General features: G+C 70.4%; 15 protein-coding genes. 7 read left to right on the top strand and 8 right to left on the bottom strand.

Annotated elements, in window-relative coordinates:
- The first annotated feature begins 411 nt into the window (after positions 1-411).
- From BJY16_RS31765 to BJY16_RS31775, 3 genes are all read left to right on the top strand, one after another.
- A complete protein-coding gene (locus tag BJY16_RS31765; protein WP_185043215.1) occupies positions 412-807 on the top strand; it encodes a hypothetical protein in 396 nt (131 codons plus the stop codon).
- 581 nt (positions 808-1,388) lie between these two features.
- On the top strand, positions 1,389-1,877 hold the full coding sequence (locus tag BJY16_RS31770) for a tyrosinase family oxidase copper chaperone (RefSeq protein ID WP_185043216.1): 489 nt from the start codon (positions 1,389-1,391) through the stop codon (positions 1,875-1,877).
- 43 nt (positions 1,878-1,920) lie between these two features.
- Entirely contained in the window at positions 1,921-2,742 is an 822-nt protein-coding gene (locus BJY16_RS31775; RefSeq protein WP_185043217.1) for a tyrosinase family protein, read from the top strand.
- Positions 2,743-2,752: 10 nt separating this feature from the next.
- Here the strand turns inward: BJY16_RS31775 and BJY16_RS31780 are convergent, their stop codons facing one another.
- The gene (locus BJY16_RS31780; RefSeq protein WP_185043218.1) at positions 2,753-3,127 is read right to left on the bottom strand and encodes a tyrosinase family oxidase copper chaperone; all 375 of its coding nucleotides are present in this window, start codon (positions 3,125-3,127) and stop codon (positions 2,753-2,755) included.
- A gap of 434 nt (positions 3,128-3,561) precedes the next feature.
- Here BJY16_RS31780 and BJY16_RS31785 point away from each other — a divergent pair, with 434 nt between their 5' ends.
- Entirely contained in the window at positions 3,562-4,797 is a 1,236-nt protein-coding gene (locus BJY16_RS31785) for a helix-turn-helix domain-containing protein (RefSeq protein ID WP_185043219.1), read from the top strand.
- Between the two features lie 409 nt (positions 4,798-5,206).
- Positions 5,207-5,404 (top strand): hypothetical protein, encoded by a 198-nt coding sequence (locus BJY16_RS31790; protein WP_185043220.1) that lies wholly within the window; start codon positions 5,207-5,209, stop codon positions 5,402-5,404.
- A gap of 737 nt (positions 5,405-6,141) precedes the next feature.
- Here the strand turns inward: BJY16_RS31790 and BJY16_RS31795 are convergent.
- The gene (locus tag BJY16_RS31795; protein WP_185043221.1) at positions 6,142-6,372 is read right to left on the bottom strand and encodes a hypothetical protein; all 231 of its coding nucleotides are present in this window, start codon (positions 6,370-6,372) and stop codon (positions 6,142-6,144) included.
- Positions 6,373-6,827: 455 nt separating this feature from the next.
- Here BJY16_RS31795 and BJY16_RS31800 point away from each other — a divergent pair, with 455 nt between their 5' ends.
- Positions 6,828-8,417: a glycoside hydrolase domain-containing protein gene (locus BJY16_RS31800; protein WP_185043222.1), complete on the top strand. Its 1,590-nt coding sequence runs from the start codon at positions 6,828-6,830 to the stop codon at positions 8,415-8,417.
- A gap of 370 nt (positions 8,418-8,787) precedes the next feature.
- Here BJY16_RS31800 and BJY16_RS31805 read toward each other — a convergent pair whose 3' ends face one another.
- The 6 genes from BJY16_RS31805 to BJY16_RS31830 all read right to left on the bottom strand — a co-directional run bounded on the left by BJY16_RS31805 (position 8,788) and on the right by BJY16_RS31830 (position 14,895).
- Positions 8,788-9,528 carry an ATP-binding protein gene (locus BJY16_RS31805; RefSeq protein WP_185043223.1) on the bottom strand — a complete coding sequence of 247 codons (741 nt, stop codon included), beginning with the start codon at positions 9,526-9,528 and terminating at the stop codon, positions 8,788-8,790.
- 370 nt (positions 9,529-9,898) lie between these two features.
- Positions 9,899-10,204: a hypothetical protein gene (locus BJY16_RS31810; RefSeq protein WP_185043224.1), complete on the bottom strand. Its 306-nt coding sequence runs from the start codon at positions 10,202-10,204 to the stop codon at positions 9,899-9,901.
- A complete protein-coding gene (locus BJY16_RS31815) occupies positions 10,201-11,046 on the bottom strand; it encodes a universal stress protein (protein WP_185043225.1) in 846 nt (281 codons plus the stop codon). Before BJY16_RS31815 ends, BJY16_RS31810 begins: the two co-directional genes overlap by 4 nt.
- Positions 11,047-11,063: 17 nt before the next feature.
- Positions 11,064-11,717, bottom strand: a complete 654-nt coding sequence (locus tag BJY16_RS31820; RefSeq protein WP_185043226.1) for a CBS domain-containing protein — start codon at positions 11,715-11,717, stop codon at positions 11,064-11,066.
- Positions 11,696-14,383 carry a cation-translocating P-type ATPase gene (locus BJY16_RS31825; protein WP_185043227.1) on the bottom strand — a complete coding sequence of 896 codons (2,688 nt, stop codon included), beginning with the start codon at positions 14,381-14,383 and terminating at the stop codon, positions 11,696-11,698. The genes BJY16_RS31820 and BJY16_RS31825 overlap by 22 nt, the downstream gene beginning before the upstream one ends.
- Positions 14,384-14,502: 119 nt before the next feature.
- Entirely contained in the window at positions 14,503-14,895 is a 393-nt protein-coding gene (locus tag BJY16_RS31830; RefSeq protein WP_185043228.1) for an Hsp20/alpha crystallin family protein, read from the bottom strand.
- Positions 14,896-15,048: 153 nt separating this feature from the next.
- On the opposite strand from BJY16_RS31830, the gene BJY16_RS31835 reads away from it, so the two are divergent.
- On the top strand, positions 15,049-15,858 hold the full coding sequence (locus tag BJY16_RS31835) for a universal stress protein (RefSeq protein WP_185043229.1): 810 nt from the start codon (positions 15,049-15,051) through the stop codon (positions 15,856-15,858).

Raw genomic sequence — 15,858 nt, forward strand, 5'->3', positions numbered from 1 at the left:
CGACGGCGACAATTCCGACCACAAGCGCAATCCACCACCGGCGCATCACTTCACCACCGTCAACACGCCTGTCGCTCTGGTCGGCGCCCCCGCTCAGGAGCCCGGGCATCGCTGCACCGCGCCGGGTGCCCAGTTGCCGGCCGACAACCTCCCCCTGGCCCAGGGATGCCGCCGGGGGGAAACTGACACACAATGTCGCATTGAACCGATTGGACGGCTTGCTGGCATTTCGTTGACACCCCGTACTTAACATTCGTTAATTGCGTACAAATAGTTATTCCGCAACTGTGACGCCATGCACATCGGTCCTCTTTGGAATGGTGATATGGTCTCGGCGCTCGGGAGGCAAAATCCTCCGATCCACCTGCGATGCCACGGGAAGATCCCCGGGTTATTTGCAAAGGAAATTAAATGCGCAAGTTTTATGTCGCCGCCCTCGCCGCGACCGTGACCGCCCTGCTCGCCCCTGCCGCAGCCCAGGCCGCGCCCACCGGCACCACCGCACTGCTTGGCACCTATGACTTCGGGCACGCCGCCATCATCGGCGAGGCCGGGGTGGCCGCGGGCGTGTGGCGCTCGACGACCGTGCGCACCCGTTTCGCAGGCGACGACCTCACCGTCACTTTCGCGCCGCGGACCAAGCCGCGGACCAGCGAGAAGCTTGTGTACACAGCCGTCTTCAACGAGGTCGCCGACGCGCAGACCGAGTGCCGCGAGGTTGGTGCGGACGGCGTGGCGCACCATGTCTGGGTGTCCTTCCGGTGCCAGACCGGCTTTGTGCCGAGCTACACCCTTTACGTGCGCTGACCTTATTCTGCGATGCGGCCCACATCGTGCCATTTTCCGGCCCCGACCGGCGCGGCTCCCCGACCTTTCGCATGGCCTTTTCAACAGGCGAATGAACATTTCGGAGTACCGACGAGGAATGTCGTCCTAGATATCCGCGGTCGCGCTGACTTCACCGGCCGCCGCGGCCCGCAACACTTTCGACCCGGCGACCGGATGACCAGCCCGTAGCGGCCCGTTCCGCCGGTCCGGGCCTCGGCACCCTGGCGATCAGCAGCCACAACCGGTGCGGCGTCGTCGAGATCGCCTACAAACACGCCTGCTGACGGCATCGGTTGGCGCCTGTCGGCCAGCCCGTGCGGCTCGGCGAGACCACGTCAGCACCACCTGCGAACTCACTCGGGGCGGCTCTGAGCCGGCCCTGCGGCTGCGTGCCGGCGCCACCATCCAGCACCCCGAGAAGGGGCACGACGGCGACGTCCGCACGCCTGCGGCGAACAGCTGACCGTGTCACCACCGAGGCCGGCAGCCCCGCTCCCCGCCTCACCCCGCCTCCCGCTCCCGGGACGGCGATCCACCCCACCGAAAGAGGTACCTACACCATGTCCACCCTGACTCGTCGGGACGTCCTCCGCTACGCGGCCGCCGCCACCGCTGTCACCGGCGGCGTCGTCGGGGCGCAGACCCTGTCCGCCTCCGGCTCCTCCGCACAGCCGCCGGCCGGCGCCGCGGCGCCGGCCGACCCGCGGGACTTCGAGCTGGAGTACCGCGGCAAGAAGATCAAGGGAGTGCACGGCGGTGGCGCTGCGGGCGCGCTGCGAAGCACGCAGGACGCCCTGCGGAGCCGGCAGCCACACCAGGTCCACATCAACGGGCGCAAGCTGGCTGTCATGCAGATCGAGCTGCCGTCCCCCGACGGCACCGGCGTCGTGCTGGGCTTCATCAGCGCCGTCAATCACTACGAGCCGGTCCTCATCGACCAGGACAAGAACCGGGACGGATTGCTGAAGCTCGCCCGGCGAGCAGTCGACGTGCTGGGCGACAGCGAGCTCACTGCCCTGGCGGGCGCGGACCACAACCACGGGAACTGACCACACCTTCCCCCGTTCCGATCCATCGAAAGGCTCTTCCGTCATGGGCGTACGCAAGAACGCGCGCAACCTCAGCAGCACCGAGAAGGCGGCATTCGTCTCCGCCGTCAAGCGCCTCAAGGCGCAGACCACCGGTCGTAACTACGACTGGTTCGTCACCACCCACCTGAACTACTTCGCCGCTGTCGGCGGCACCCGCTACGCCCACCAGTCGCCGTCCTTCTTGCCGTGGCACCGCCAGTACCTGATCGAGTTCGAGCGGGCGCTGCAGGTCTACGAGCCGTCGGTGACTCTGCCGTACTGGGACTGGACCGTGGACCGCACCACCACCGGTGCGCCGTTCACCGCCGACTTCATGGGTGGCAACGGATCCGGTGGCAACGGCCCGGTCACCACGGGTCCGTTCGCCGGGGCGACCAACTGGCGGATCACCGTCAGCAGCACCACCTCGACGTCGCTGCGGCGCGCGATGGGCAGCACCACGCTGCCCAGCGCCACGCAGGTCAGCTCGGTGCTCGGGGTCTCCACCTACGACGCGGCGCCGTGGAACAGCTCGGCCACCAGCGGCATGCGCAACCGGATGGAGGGCTGGTCGACCCCCAACCTGCACAACGCGGTGCACGTGTGGGTGGGCGGGCACATGGGGCAGCAGGACTCACCGAACGACCCGGTCTTCTGGCTGCACCACTGCAACATCGACCGGCTGTGGTCGCAGTGGCAGACGCGGTGGGGTTTCGACGCCGGGCACTATCTGCCGGCCGCCGGCACCAGTGGTGTCGTGGACCTCGACGAGACCCTGCAGCCCTGGACGGGCGTGACACCGGCCTCGGTGCTCAACCACAGCAGCGTTTACACCTACGCCTGATCCGATTGGTTCAGCGCGGGCAGTAGGCGGGCGGCTCGGCCGGCTCCAACTCGGCGCCGGCCAGGCTGCGCACCGCGGCACGGGTGGTCGCGCGAACCCCGACGGTGATCTCGTAGGCGTTGACCACGCTGCTGTAGCGGTTGTCGCCGTGGTCGACGAGGCCCAGGGACACTCCGTCGATGTAGGCGCACGGATGGACGCCACCCCAGCCGTGGATCACCCGGCCACGATACTGCTCGACGAAGACACCGACGGGCGCGACAGAACCCGACGCGGCCGGCCCGGCCAGCGCCTGTGCGCTCGCCGGCGCCGGTGCCGTGACGGTCAGCACAGCCGGCACCAGGGCCCCGGCCAGGACCACGGTGGCCACACGTCGCTGCAGCATCGTTCCTCCAAGACAATCAGACATTGATGTACGTCGATGACAATACCCGACTGTCACACCTTCTCTCCGGAGGACACGGTCGGCGCGAACTCACGTACGTCGCCGGTCGTGCGAACGAGACGATGCGAGCCTGCTCAGCGAAGCACTCAACGGAAGTGCGGTCGCCAAGGTTATTCCCCGGCCAGAACGGTGGCCTGGGCACGACCAACAGGTGACGGAGGCAGTGGCCCCCGGGGTCGCGGTCCGCTGCCTCGGGTTGATACCGCAGCGCGACTGGTAGTAGGAAGTCGATTGCGGATGGTTGGCGTTGGTCTACGGATGATCGGCTGACCCTCGACCAGGTCGTCTCGGAGGTTGATCCTGTTGACGTACCGTGGAATACGGTGGCCGGAGTAGAGGTCGGCTGCCGCCCTGCCCTCTACCAGGGAGCACCGATGGACCCGTACATCGATCCGTTGGCCTTCGGCCAGCGCCTGCAGCTCCTGCGCACACGCCGCGGCCTCACCCGGGATCAGCTCGGCGGCCTCGTCGGACGATCCGGATCGTGGGTCAAGGGGATCGAAACCGGCCGGCTGAAGATGCCGAAGCTGCAGCTCATCCTCGCCCTTGCCGAGGCATTACGAGTCCGCGACCTGTCCGACCTCACCGGCGACCAATCACTGCACGTCGACCTGTTCATCGGCCCCGGCCATCCGCGTCTCGCAGCCGTCAAGGCTGCCGTGGACGCCTACCCGGTCGCCACCGCGCAGGAAGCACCGCCGATCGCCCATATTCGAGCACGGCTGGCGCGCGCCTGGTCAGCACGGCACTCGGCACCCAACCACCGCGAAGTGATCGGGGCCCTGCTGCCGGAGCTGATCAGGGACGCACAGGTAGCCGGACGGCAGGCCGACGCCGGCCCGGCGCGCCGAGCGGCGCAGGCCGTGCTATCCGAGGTCTACTCGCTGGCGCAGTTCTTCGTGGCCTACCAGCCGGACGCCGCCCTGCTGTGGCGCGTTGCCGAGCGCAGCCTGATCGCCGCTCAGGAGTCCGAGGACCCGTACGCCATCGGCGTAGCCGCATGGCTCGCCGCGCAAGCACGCCGCGACGCGGGGCATTACGACGCCGCAGACGCGGTGAACCTGGAGACGCTCGCTTACCTGAAACCTCTGCTGGAAGATGCGGCGCCCCGCGTCCTGGCGATCACCGGCGCTCTCACGGCCGAGGCCGGATACACCGCAGCCCGGCGAGGGGAGACCGGCACCGCGTGGCGGCACTGGGACAAGGCCCGCGAGATGGCCGACCGGTTGGATGCACTGGAGCCCGGCTACTACGACCCCGTCACCTCGTTCTCCCGAGCAATCATGGGGGCGCATGCGGTCACGGTGGCCGTGGAGCTGCGCCAGGGAGGCGAGTCGGTCCGGCAGTCGGCGGCGGCCGACGCGGTAATAATCCCGTCCCGCCCGCGGCGCGCCCGGCATCGGATCGAGGAGGCCCGCGGCTACCAGCTCGATGGACAGCCCGACGTCGCCCTGGCCACCTTGGAGAAGGCCCACGAGGCCGCGCCCGAAACGATCAAGTACAACGGCTTCGCGAAACGGATCGTCCTGGAAGAGGCCGAGTCCAAGACCCCGGGCCGCCGCCGGCGGGCGTCTGAACTCGCCGTAAAGATCGGTCTGCTGGCCGCATAAGTAAAGGGGCACAATCTGTGCCCATTCCCATCCACCACTGCCCTTAGCTTCGGTCACAGCGGCGACGGGTGGGTGGTCCCGGAGTGCACTTCCTCGATCGCGAGGCTTGCCCGTCGTCGCGTATAAGCGCGGTGGCGGCCGGTCTCGTCGAGTACCCGGGATTGCACGGCCGCCATCGCTTCAGGACTGGAGCGGCAGGGCGGAGGTCGGGTATGCGCAGCACGGTGATCGGGCACGGTCGGTGCCGGCGGTGGAGGCGTTGCCGGCCATGGACGGTGGGGTGCAGGTGCGGGGTGGACGCGTATCCGTGCCCGGCTCAGCGGCAGCGGGCCGCGCTCGCCGCGTTGATGCGGGGCTTGCCGTGAAGCGGCCGGCCCGGCGGTCCCGGGCTTGGCCCCTCGACCCGCAGATGGCGGTCTCCCTGCTTGCCGGTGAGTTGCCGGGCTGGGAGGTCAGCTACGCGCCGGCCCTGTGTCTGCCCGGTTGTTCGCCGCGGCGGTGGGTGTATCAGGCGACCAGGCCTCGGCCCGGGGGCGAGGAGTCGGTGGAGTGCGTCTACCCCGACGAGCTGGTGTGGTCGATCGACCGGTTCTGCGAGGTGTTCTGATGGGTGCCGGCTATCAGCAGATCGACCGCTTCGGGGTGAGTTGTCCGGCGTGCGGCGCCGGCATTGCCGGGCGTTCTACGCGCCGGCACCGTTGCCGCAGCACATGGTCTGCCGTCCTGCGGATCCGCCAGCACGGCCATGACCCGCGAAAGCCCCAGACCACCACGGCCAGGCACCGGGTGGCGCGATGACCAGTCAGGAAACCGCCGACGCCGCACCGGGCTGCGCGCGCTGCTGGGCATCTAGCGAGCGGCCCAAGTTGATGGCCTCAGGTGAGATCACCCAACGCCTCGGCGTCAGCAGACAACGGGTACAGCAACTCACCCAACGCGACGACTTCCCGGCGCCATATGCAGAGTTGAGCCTCGGCCGGATCTGGCTGGCCTCAGACGTGGAGCTATGGATTCAGCAGCACTGGAGGCCACGATCCACGCGACAGTGACGAAATGGCTCTACCTGGCCAAGTACCGGGCAGCGGTGCACCTTCGTGCGGTTCTCTCCCCGCGATGACCGCTGTGCGGCACCTGAACTTCTCTTGCGGCCGTCACGCTCGCGGACGCGGAGCCGGTGGAAGATGGTGAGAAGGCTGCCCCCCGTTCGGGAGTTTCCCCTTCAGGAAACTGTCGGGGCGGCATGGCCGCCTTCACGAGCGCCCCCGAGCTGCGGTGTTGGGCGGGTGGGGGTCGGCCGCGCCCCGGCCGTACGGGGCTGGGGCGCGGCCGGGGCGGGGGCCGGGTTCAGGCCGAGGCCAGGCGTAGCTGCTCGGCAGAGCCCAGGACCGGGCGGCGCGGCGCGGTCCGTACCGTGAATGCCGGGGTTTCGCGGCCGGTGACGATCAGCCGGGCCACGGCGGTGTAGGCGTCGAAGTGGGCCAGGTCGTGCCCGTCGAGCTCGGGCGCGGCCGTGCCACAGCCGGTTCCACCATCTGGTGTGCGGCACCTCGCCGAGCGTGGCCCAGGGACCGCCACGCCTGCCGGGTCGACCGTCGGCCAGGCGTTGCCCGCGACGTTCGGCCACCACCAGCCAACACCCGGCCAACAGCAGGGTGAGCAGGACCGACAACCCAACACAGAAAACGATCATGGTTGGCCTCCAGAATGCGGAAAGCACACGCTTGCTGAGCTGTCGGGTGGTTGTTCGTCGAGGTCGAGGCCGCCGGTGCAGAGCCGGTATTCTCCCGGCACGCCCGCCGCCCCAGGTCATGCCACACCGCATCGAGGCGGAACCGGCCGACGCGATCTTTCTCCGGCCGCGACGTGCCCTTCGGCCCGGACGCCGTCGCAGGACTTTCGTCCTGACGCAACTGTGCGTCGCGCGATGGACCTCAGAATTCACCGCGGACGGTGGGTAGTGCCTTTCGGCCCTTGCCGCCCGCGGAAGCGGCTTGCTTGCCTCGAAGGATGTCGATCCGAAGGAGGTTGTCATGAGAGCTCCACGTGCCACTTCGACCCTGCGCCGCCTTCTGTCCACGGCCGCCGTCTGCGTGGTGGCCGCCGGGCCGGCCGCCTTCATCCCGGCGGCGGCCGCTGCCTCCGTCGCGCCGGGCAGCTTCACCGGTTCCGGCTTCGACGCCTGCAGCGCCCCGTCGAACGCCGCGATGGACGCCTGGCTCGCCTCGCCCTACCGGGCCGTCGGCATCTACTTCGGCGGCAACAACCGCGGTTGTACCCAGCCCAACCTCACCGCCGACTGGGTCACCCGGCAACAGGCCAACGGGTGGCATCTGCTGCCGCTCTACGTCGGTCCACAGGCATCCTGCACCACCTCCACCAAGCCGAACCGGATCGACAACACGCAGGCCGCCGCGCAGGGCCGGGCCACCGCCGACGACGCGGTCACCCAGGCGACGGCGCTGGGCCTGGAGCCGCAGAGCATGCTGATCTACGACATGGAGGCCTATCGCACCGACGACGCCGCGTGTCGGAACGGCGTCCTCGCGTTCATCAGCGCCTGGACCGCCCGGCTGCACGACCGCGGCTACCTGTCCGGTTTCTACAGCAGCATGGGCTCCGGTGTGGCCGACCAGGTCGCGAACTACAACACCACCGGCTACGCGCGCCCCGACTACCTGGACTTCGCCCGGTGGGACGGCGTGGCAACCGTCTCCGACCCGGCGATCCCGGCCACCTACTGGTCGCCGCAGCGGCGGATCAAGCAGTACCGGGGCGACCACACCGAGTCGTACGGCGGCGTCACCATCAACATCGACAACGATTACGTCGACGTCGCTCCCCTGCCCTCCGCTCAGTTCGCCGACTTCACCGGCAACGGCTGGTCCGACGTGATCGCCCGGCTCACCGGCAACGGCAGTCTGGTGCTCTACCCGGGCAACGGCTCCTACGTCGACACCGGGGCGGCTGTCATCGTCGGCACCGGCGGATGGAACGCGATGAACGCGCTCCTGCGCGTCGGTGACCTCAACGGCGACGGCCACGAGGACCTCGTCGCCCGGCAGGCCTCCGACGGCGTCCTGTGGTTCTACCCCGGCACCGGCTCCGGGTTCGGCGCCCGCAAACAGATCGGCACCGGTTGGAACAGCATGCGGGAGCTCACCGCGATCGGCGACTTCGACCGCGACGGCCATCCTGACCTGCTGGCCGCGCAGACCAGCAACAACGCCCTGTACGTCTACCCGGGCCGTGCGGACGCGACCCTGGGCCCGCGGGTGCAGGTCGGCACCGGCGGCTGGGACACCATGAGCGAGCTCGCCGGCGTGGGTGACTTCGACCGCGACGGCTACCCCGACATGATCGCCCGGCTGACCTCCACCGGCGCCCTCTGCTTCTACCCCGGGCGTTCCGGTGGCTTCGGCGCCCGCCGCCAGATCGGTACGGGCTGGAACAGCATGCGCGACCTGGTGGGCGTCGGCGACTTCAACCGTGACGGCAGCCTCGACCTGGCCGCCGTGAACGTCTCCAGCAACATCCTCTACGTGTACCCGGGCGACGGCACCATGTTGCTTCCCCGCGTCCAGGTGGCCACCGGCTTCTCCGGGCGTACGCCGTTGCTGTGAAGCGGCATCACCTGATCGGTACGGGCTGGGGCCTGCAGGACTTGCGCAGGCCCTTCTGCCCTACGGTCGCCGCGCTGCCCGGCGATAGCGTAAAAGGCGCGGGAGGTGATTTCATGAGCACCTGTTACCTCTGCCATGGCAGCGGGCGCGATCGGACAGCCGGAAATACGGGATGGTGCCTGAAGTGCGGCACGAACACGACCTGCCATCATCGCTATGCCAAGGCCTGCATGAGGTGTTATGGAACCGGAAAGATAAACGAGGTGCGGGAGGTGCAGCCACAGCCGAGAGGCATTCTCCGGAAACTGTTCAAAGGCGCGCCGAAGCCACGACAGCGTTCCCGATGACAGCGCGCTTCAACGGAGCGTCATCACTCGGGTGCGCGCATCAATGCCCATACGATCTTGCCATCTGGGATTCGAGTCACTCCACAGCGGGTGCTGGCTGCCGCGACGATCCACAGGCCACGACCGGATCCGGCGGGGGCGATCGAATCGCCGGGAGGCGGTTGACTGGTGATGGCCGGGATGGTCTTACTTCTGTCACGGACTGCGACCCGCAGATAGCGGCCGGAGTAATTCGCCATGACGACGAAGTGAGTGGCGGCGTGCACAATGGCGTTCGCCGCCAATTCGGAAGCCACCAGCAGCGCCATGTAATGCAGGCTCGTCAGTCGCCAAGCCAGGCATGCCTCGCCGACCAGTGAGCGAGCCCGTGCCCCGCTGGCCGGCTCGGGCGGCAACTCTTGCCGAACCCAGCGGGGGACGTAGGCACGCAACGCCAGCAAGGCATCTGACGGTTTCTCGTACAAGGCCACGAAGGACCGGAACGGCTCGAGTCCGGCCCGAACCTGCTGGTTGGCTCCGCAGAACAACACCGGGACGCCCCACCGGTCCTGCGCCTTGAACGCCGCCGTCGCGAAGGTGCTCAGCAGCGGCCGGTCAGCATGGTCCAGCGCAGAAAGATCGACAATTACCGCGACCGGACACTCGGCGACCGCCTTGCCGATGCAGTTGCGGCAGATCACCATGGTGTCTTTTGTCAGCTCACCGGACAGGTAGACGGCGGTGACCCCGGTGGTCTCCGATCGTTCGGTGACCGTCTTCAACATCAGCGCACTCCCTCATGGCAACGGCGATCATGGCTGCCAGTGGCCCGGCGCACCATGACGTCTCGGCTCGCCGGTCGAGCAGGGCCCCGCGCTGCTGGAGGCACCCCGCCCAGGAAACGCTTGACGTTTCGAGATCGCAATCCCCTGTTCGCGGAGGGGAGGGCGGACCGCCCGCGCAGCAGACTGCCCGGAACAAGCGAGACCATCGGCCCTACCCCGAGGGCCGCGAATCGGGGCACGCTGGTAGCCGACAAGACCGAGGGCGGTACTGGCGGCACCGATGCCAGACCGCACCCTGGGGCCGACGAATGATCGCGCCCGCACTGGAGGTCCCGGACGGAAACCGTCCGGGACCTCCGGCCATCCGTGGTCATGCCGCCGGATCTGATCCGTGGTGGTGCCGGGACCCGCGCTCGTCACCAGCGGCCAGCTCCGCCATCGCGGCCCGGTACCGCGCCTTGCTGATCCGCCCGGTCCGCAACCGGTCGAACAGGACCCGCTCCCGGTCCGGCTCGGCAGGCTTCGGCGGCAGTCCCCACACCGGCCCCAGACACGGGTCGACGCGGCGCCCGCTCGCCGGCACCCGGTCACGGCGCAGCAACACCATCGCCCGGGCTGCCGCCCGCCCGGTCAGCAGCAGCCCGAAGAACAGCGGGAGCGGATCCACGACACTCACCCGACCACGAAGACCGGGCAGAGCGCCCGCTGCGGAAGAACGCGGGCCGCCGAGTCGAGGGCGGTGCGGGCGAACAGGTCGCGCGGGACCCGGCCGACCACCACCGCCGCGGCCCGGCCGGACTCCTCGACCAGGGCGGCCAGCGGGTCACCCGCCAGGATCCGGTGACGCACCGCGACCCCCTGACGGGTCTCCAACCGCCGGGCCAGATCCATCCGCTCCCCGACGATGTGCAGCGCGACGACTTGGCAGCCGCGGGCGCGCGCTTCCGCGTACGCGAAATCCATCGCCACCGAAGCCGGCGGCGAACCGTCCACCGCGACCACCAGCGGTCTGGTCCCGAACCCGGGTCCGACCGGCCAGCCGGGCATCCGCACCACCAGCACCGGCCCCCGGTGGCCACGGACCACCCGGTCGGCGACGCTGCGGCCGAGCGCGGTGATCGTGGTGCCGTGCCGATGCCCGACCACCAGCAGGTCCGCGTCGGCGCCCTCGGCCAGCAGCAGCCGGGCGGGGTGTGCTCCGACGGCGAACCGGCTGGTCACCGGAACCTCCGGGTAATTGGCTCGCACCCGTTCGGCGAGCCGTCGCAGCACCGTCTCACCGGCGTCGTCGTCGGCCGTGCGGCGCACGGTCAGCAGCCGCAGCGCCCAGCCGTGCAGGCCGGCCTCGATGGCCGCGTGGTCGGCCGCGACACTGCTGATCGGGCTGTCGTCCACCCCGGCCAGCACCAGCCCACCGGCCGCGGCCGAGGCCGGGCGGCGGGCGGCCGGAACCGGCTGCGCAGCGCGGTTAATCATGTCGTTGAAGCGGTTGCTGCCGCCGAGATCGGTCTCGTTCATGGCGGCCACCTCCACTTTCAGGTCAGCACCGCCATGTCCGCCGGGACAGTGCCGTTCGGCCCCTCGTCGGTCACTCGCACCGCGGCCACCCCGGCCACGGAGCCGGCCAGTAGGGTGGCGACGGTGCGCTGCTCCTCGTTGGGGAAGCCGCCGCCGACGGTGACGACACCGGCCGCGACCGTGACCGTCCACCGGCCCCGCTGCCCGGCATAGGCGTCCAGGCGCCGCTGCACGTCCGCGGCCAGCGCGCGGTCGTCGCGGATCATCGCCTTCAGGATGTCGCGGCGGCTGACCACGCCGACGAGGTCGTCGTCGGCCAGCACCGGCAGGCTGCGCACGTCGTGGTCGAGCATCAGTTGGGCGGCGTCGGCCACGTCGGCGCCGGGCCTGGTGGTGACCGGGTACTCGGACATCACCTCGACCACGACACCCGGCCGGTACCCCGGGTGCACCATGGTGTCGCGATGGCGGGCCGGGTCAGTGTGCGGTTCAGCGGGAACCCGGTGCCAGAGCAGATCGCTGTCGCTGACCATGCCGATCAGCCGGCCGTCCGCGTTCACCACGGGCAGAGCGGTGACAGCGTACGTCGTCATCAGGTCGGCGGCGCTCTCCACCGGCGCGTCGGCCGGAACGACCTGGGCTGGGCTGGTCATGATGTCGCGGACTCGCATGATGGTGCCTCCTCGGGAGCGGTTCGGGATCCGCGGCGGCGCAGCCGCGCGCGGTAGAGTTCGTCGACGCCCCACACCAGCAGCGGGAACGGGGCGAGGAAGGCCAGTTCGGCGCCGCCGAGCGCGGCCGTTCCGAAAACGGCCTGCAGCGGCGGCAGATAGATCAGGGCCGCGGCGAAGACCAGCTCGAAAGCGATCCCGCCGAGCAGCATCCGGTTGCTGAGCACGCCGATCGAGCGCAGCGACGCGTAGTCGGTTCGCGCGGCGAAGGCGGTGCCGATCTGGCAGGCCACGATTCCGGCGAAGGTCATCGTGGTAGCCCGGTCGTAGTCCGCGCCGGTCAGCGTGGCGCCGGGCTGCCAGCCGGCCCGCCACAGCGTCCAGAAGAAACCGGCGACGACCAGGACCGCCGAGGTGACGCCGAGCAACCCCCAGGCCCGCCACAGCAGGCGCCGGTCGATCACTCCGGCCTTCGGCGACCGCGGTGGCCGGCCCATCAGCCCCGGTTCGGCGCGCTCGCGGCCCAGCGCGAGCGCCGGCAGCGTCTCGGTGCCCAGGTCGATGGCGAGGATCTGCAGCACCGTCAGCGGCAACGGCACCGCCCCACCGGACAAAGCGAAGATCAAGAACGGCACGACTTCCGGTACGGCGTGCGCGAAGATGTACAGCACGAACTTGCGGACGTTGTCGAAGACCCGGCGGCCCGCCTCGACAGCCCGCACGATGGTGGCGAAGTTGTCGTCGGTGAGCACCATGGTCGCCGCCTCACGGGCCACGTCGGTGCCGGAGCGGCCCATCGCCACCCCGATGTCGGCGCGGCGCAGCGCCGGGGCGTCGTTGACCCCGTCCCCGGTCATCGCGACGATGTGCCCGTGCGAGCGCAACGCCTCGCAGATGCGTAGCTTGCCCTCCGGCGCGGACCGGGCGAAGACGATCTCCCGCCCGTTGCCGAGCAGACGGTCGAGTTCGGCGTCGCCCATCGTGTCCAGTTCGGCGCCGGTGACCACCTGCTGGTGGCTGTTGCCGATGCCGACCTCGGCCGCGATGGTCGCCGCGGTCGGCCCGTAGTCGCCGGTGATCACATGGACCCGGATGCCGGCCCGGTGCGCGTCGGCGACCGCGGCCGGCACCGCCGCGCGTGGCGGGTCGACCATGGCGACCAGTCCGAGCAGGGTCAGCCCGGCCTCGGCGTCCTCGCGTCCGGCGGCCAGCCGTTCGGCGGTCCCGACCCGTTCGGCGACGGCCAGCACGCGCAGACCGGCCTCGGCGTACCGGTCGATGGCCGCGGCCGCCTCGGCCCGCACCGCCTCGGTCAGTTCGGTGGTCCGGCCGGCGGCGTCGACGATCCGCGTGCACAGCGGCAGGACGGATTCCGGCGCGCCTTTGGTGTGCAGCCGGTCGCCGCTCACCGTGGACATGCGCTTGGTCCGCGGATCGAAGGCGTACAGCGCGGTCCGGGCGGCGTCGCGGACCGCCGGATCCACCGGCACGCCCCGGTCGGCGGCAAGGCGCAGCAGCGCCAGCTCGGTCGGGTCACCCCGGTCGGCCGCGTGCGCGGTGGTGCAGGTCGCGGCCGCTGCCGCCAGGTCACGCACCGCCACGTCCCGCTCGCCGCCGGGCAGCCACAGCTGGGTGACCCGCATCCGGTTCTCGGTCAGGGTGCCGGTCTTGTCGGTGCAGATCACCGTGGTCGAGCCGAGCGTCTCCACGGCGGACAACCGTTTCACCACCGCACCGGCGCGGGCCAACTCCCGCACGCCGGCCGCGAGCGCCAGGGTGATCGTCGGCAGCAGCCCCTCGGGCACGTTCGCGACGATCAGGCCGATGGCGAAACTGATCGCCGCCGCCCAGCCGAGCCCGGCCAGCACGCCGATCGGCAGAAACGCGACCCCGGCCGCGACCGCGGCGGCCGCGATGATCCACGTGGCCCGGCGGACCTGGCGTTCCAGCGGACTCGCCTCGATCCGGCCGCGCTGCGACAGGGCCGCGATCCGGCCGATCTCGGTGTGCATGCCGGTGTGGGTGACCACCGCCCGGGCCTGGCCGGCCGTGCACGAGGTGCCGCTGAACACCAGCTCTCGCGCCTCCAGCAGCGGTCCTGGCACCAGGTCGGGGTCGGCGGCCCGGATGGCGGGCGCCGATTCGCCGTTGAGCGCCGACAGGTCGACCGCCACCGCGCCGTCGATCAAGCGGGCGTCGGCGCAGACCCGGTCACCTTCGGTGACCTCGATGACGTCGCCGGGAACCAGTTCCCGCGCCGGGGCTTCGATCAGTTCACCGTCGCGCAGCACCCGCGCGGACATCGGCAGGAACGCGGCAAGCGCTTCGACCGCACGTTCGGCCTGCTGTTCCTGCACGAACGCGAACCCGGCGTTGAGCAGGATGACCGCGACCACCGCCGCGGCCAGCGCGGGGGTGTGCCCGAACCAGGCGAGCACCGCGGCGACCATCAGCAGCACCGCGAGCGGCTGGGTGAACTGGGCGAGCAGCTGCCGCGGCCAGCGCCGGGTGTGCCGCCGCGACAGTTCGTTGGGGCCGTACACGGTGAGCCGGCGCGCCGCCTCGCGGGAGCGCAGCCCGGCGGGTCCGGACCGCAGGTGCCGGAACAGTTCGGTCGGCGGCTGTCGCTCGTCGACCTCGGCCGGGGCCGTCGTCGTCTGAGCCATACCTCCAGCGTCGGCCCGGGCGGCCGGCCGAGGGCAGGGTCCGATGTCCCGGTTGCCCGGGACGCAGAGCACATCGGCCGGCGTCGGACGCCGGCCGATGTCTCCTCAGGGCGGTGAGATCACTTCGCGGTGATCCCGATCTTCCGGCCGGCCGGTTCCGGTCCGACCAGCGGCACGGTGATCTCCAGGATGCCCTTCTCGTAGGTCGCGGTGATCCCGTCCTCGTCGGCGTTCGGCGGCAGCCGCAACGCGCGGTGCAGCATGCCGTACCGGAACTCCGAGCGGCCCGTGCCGACCTTCTCCTCGTGCCGTTCCGCATTCACGGTCAGCACGCCGTGCAACGCGGTGATCTGCACATCTTTCTCCGGGTCCAGCCCGGGCAGCTCGGCGCGCAGCACGTACTCCTTGTCAGTGATCCGGTCCTCGACGCGGATCGCCGGCAGCGGACGCGGGAAGTCGACCTCCAGCCAGTCGGTCATGTCACCGAACAGCCGGGGCAGCAACGACGCCATTCCTCTACCTCCTTTCCGGCTCGTCCACTTCCATCGCAGCGCGCGCACCCGCGATCGGGCAGGGCCGCCCGGCCACGGTCCGCGGGACCTCGTGCCCTGCCCAGGGCGGGGCGGACGCACGACGATCGATGCAGGACAGTGGAGGGAGAGGCCATGCGGACCCCGGCCATCGTCGTCGGTACCGACGGCACCGATGCCGGCTCGGCCGCCGTCCGGTGGGCCGCGCACGAGGCCGAGCGCCGCAACGTGCCACTGCGCATCATCCACGTGCTGGACTGGGACTGGGCCGTGTCACGCTACGACGTCGGCGGCCAGAGCTTCCAGCTGGCCCGCCAATCCGCCCGGATCGTCGCCGAGGACGCCATCCGGACCGCCCTCGACACCGCCCCCGGCATCGAGCTGCAAGCGCAGATCGCGGTCGGCCGCCCAGCCGGTCAGCTGCTCAACGCAGCCGTGGACGCCTCCCGGATGGTGGTCGGCAACCGCGGCCGGAGCGGGATCACCGGCCTACTGCTCGGCTCGGTGAGCCGGCGGGTCGCCGCCCGCGCCCACTGCCCGGTCGTCGTGGTGCGCGGCCGCGCCGATCCCGGCACCGGCCCGGTCGCGGCCGGTGTGGACGACGCCGCTCGCGCCGAGGACGTGCTGGAAGCGGCCTTCGCCGCCGCCGACCGGTACGACACCGACCTCGTGGTGGTCCGCTCCTACGGCCCCGACCAGGAGACCGTGGAACGCCACCGGCTGACCGAGCTGCTCGCCCCGTGGCGGTCGAAGTATCCGAACGTCGCGGTGGAGATGATCCTCTCCACCGACAGCACCGCCGCGACCCTCACCGAGATCTCGCACGGCACCCGGCTGGTCGTCGCCGGCTGCCGCGAGCACGCCATGGCGGCCGGTGCGCTGCGCGGCACGACCACGTCCCAGCTGCTGCACCACGCCGACTGCCCGGTGCTGATCGTCCACTGA

The sequence above is a fragment of the Actinoplanes octamycinicus genome, assembly GCF_014205225.1.
Taxonomy (GTDB): Bacteria; Actinomycetota; Actinomycetes; order Mycobacteriales; family Micromonosporaceae; genus Actinoplanes; species Actinoplanes octamycinicus.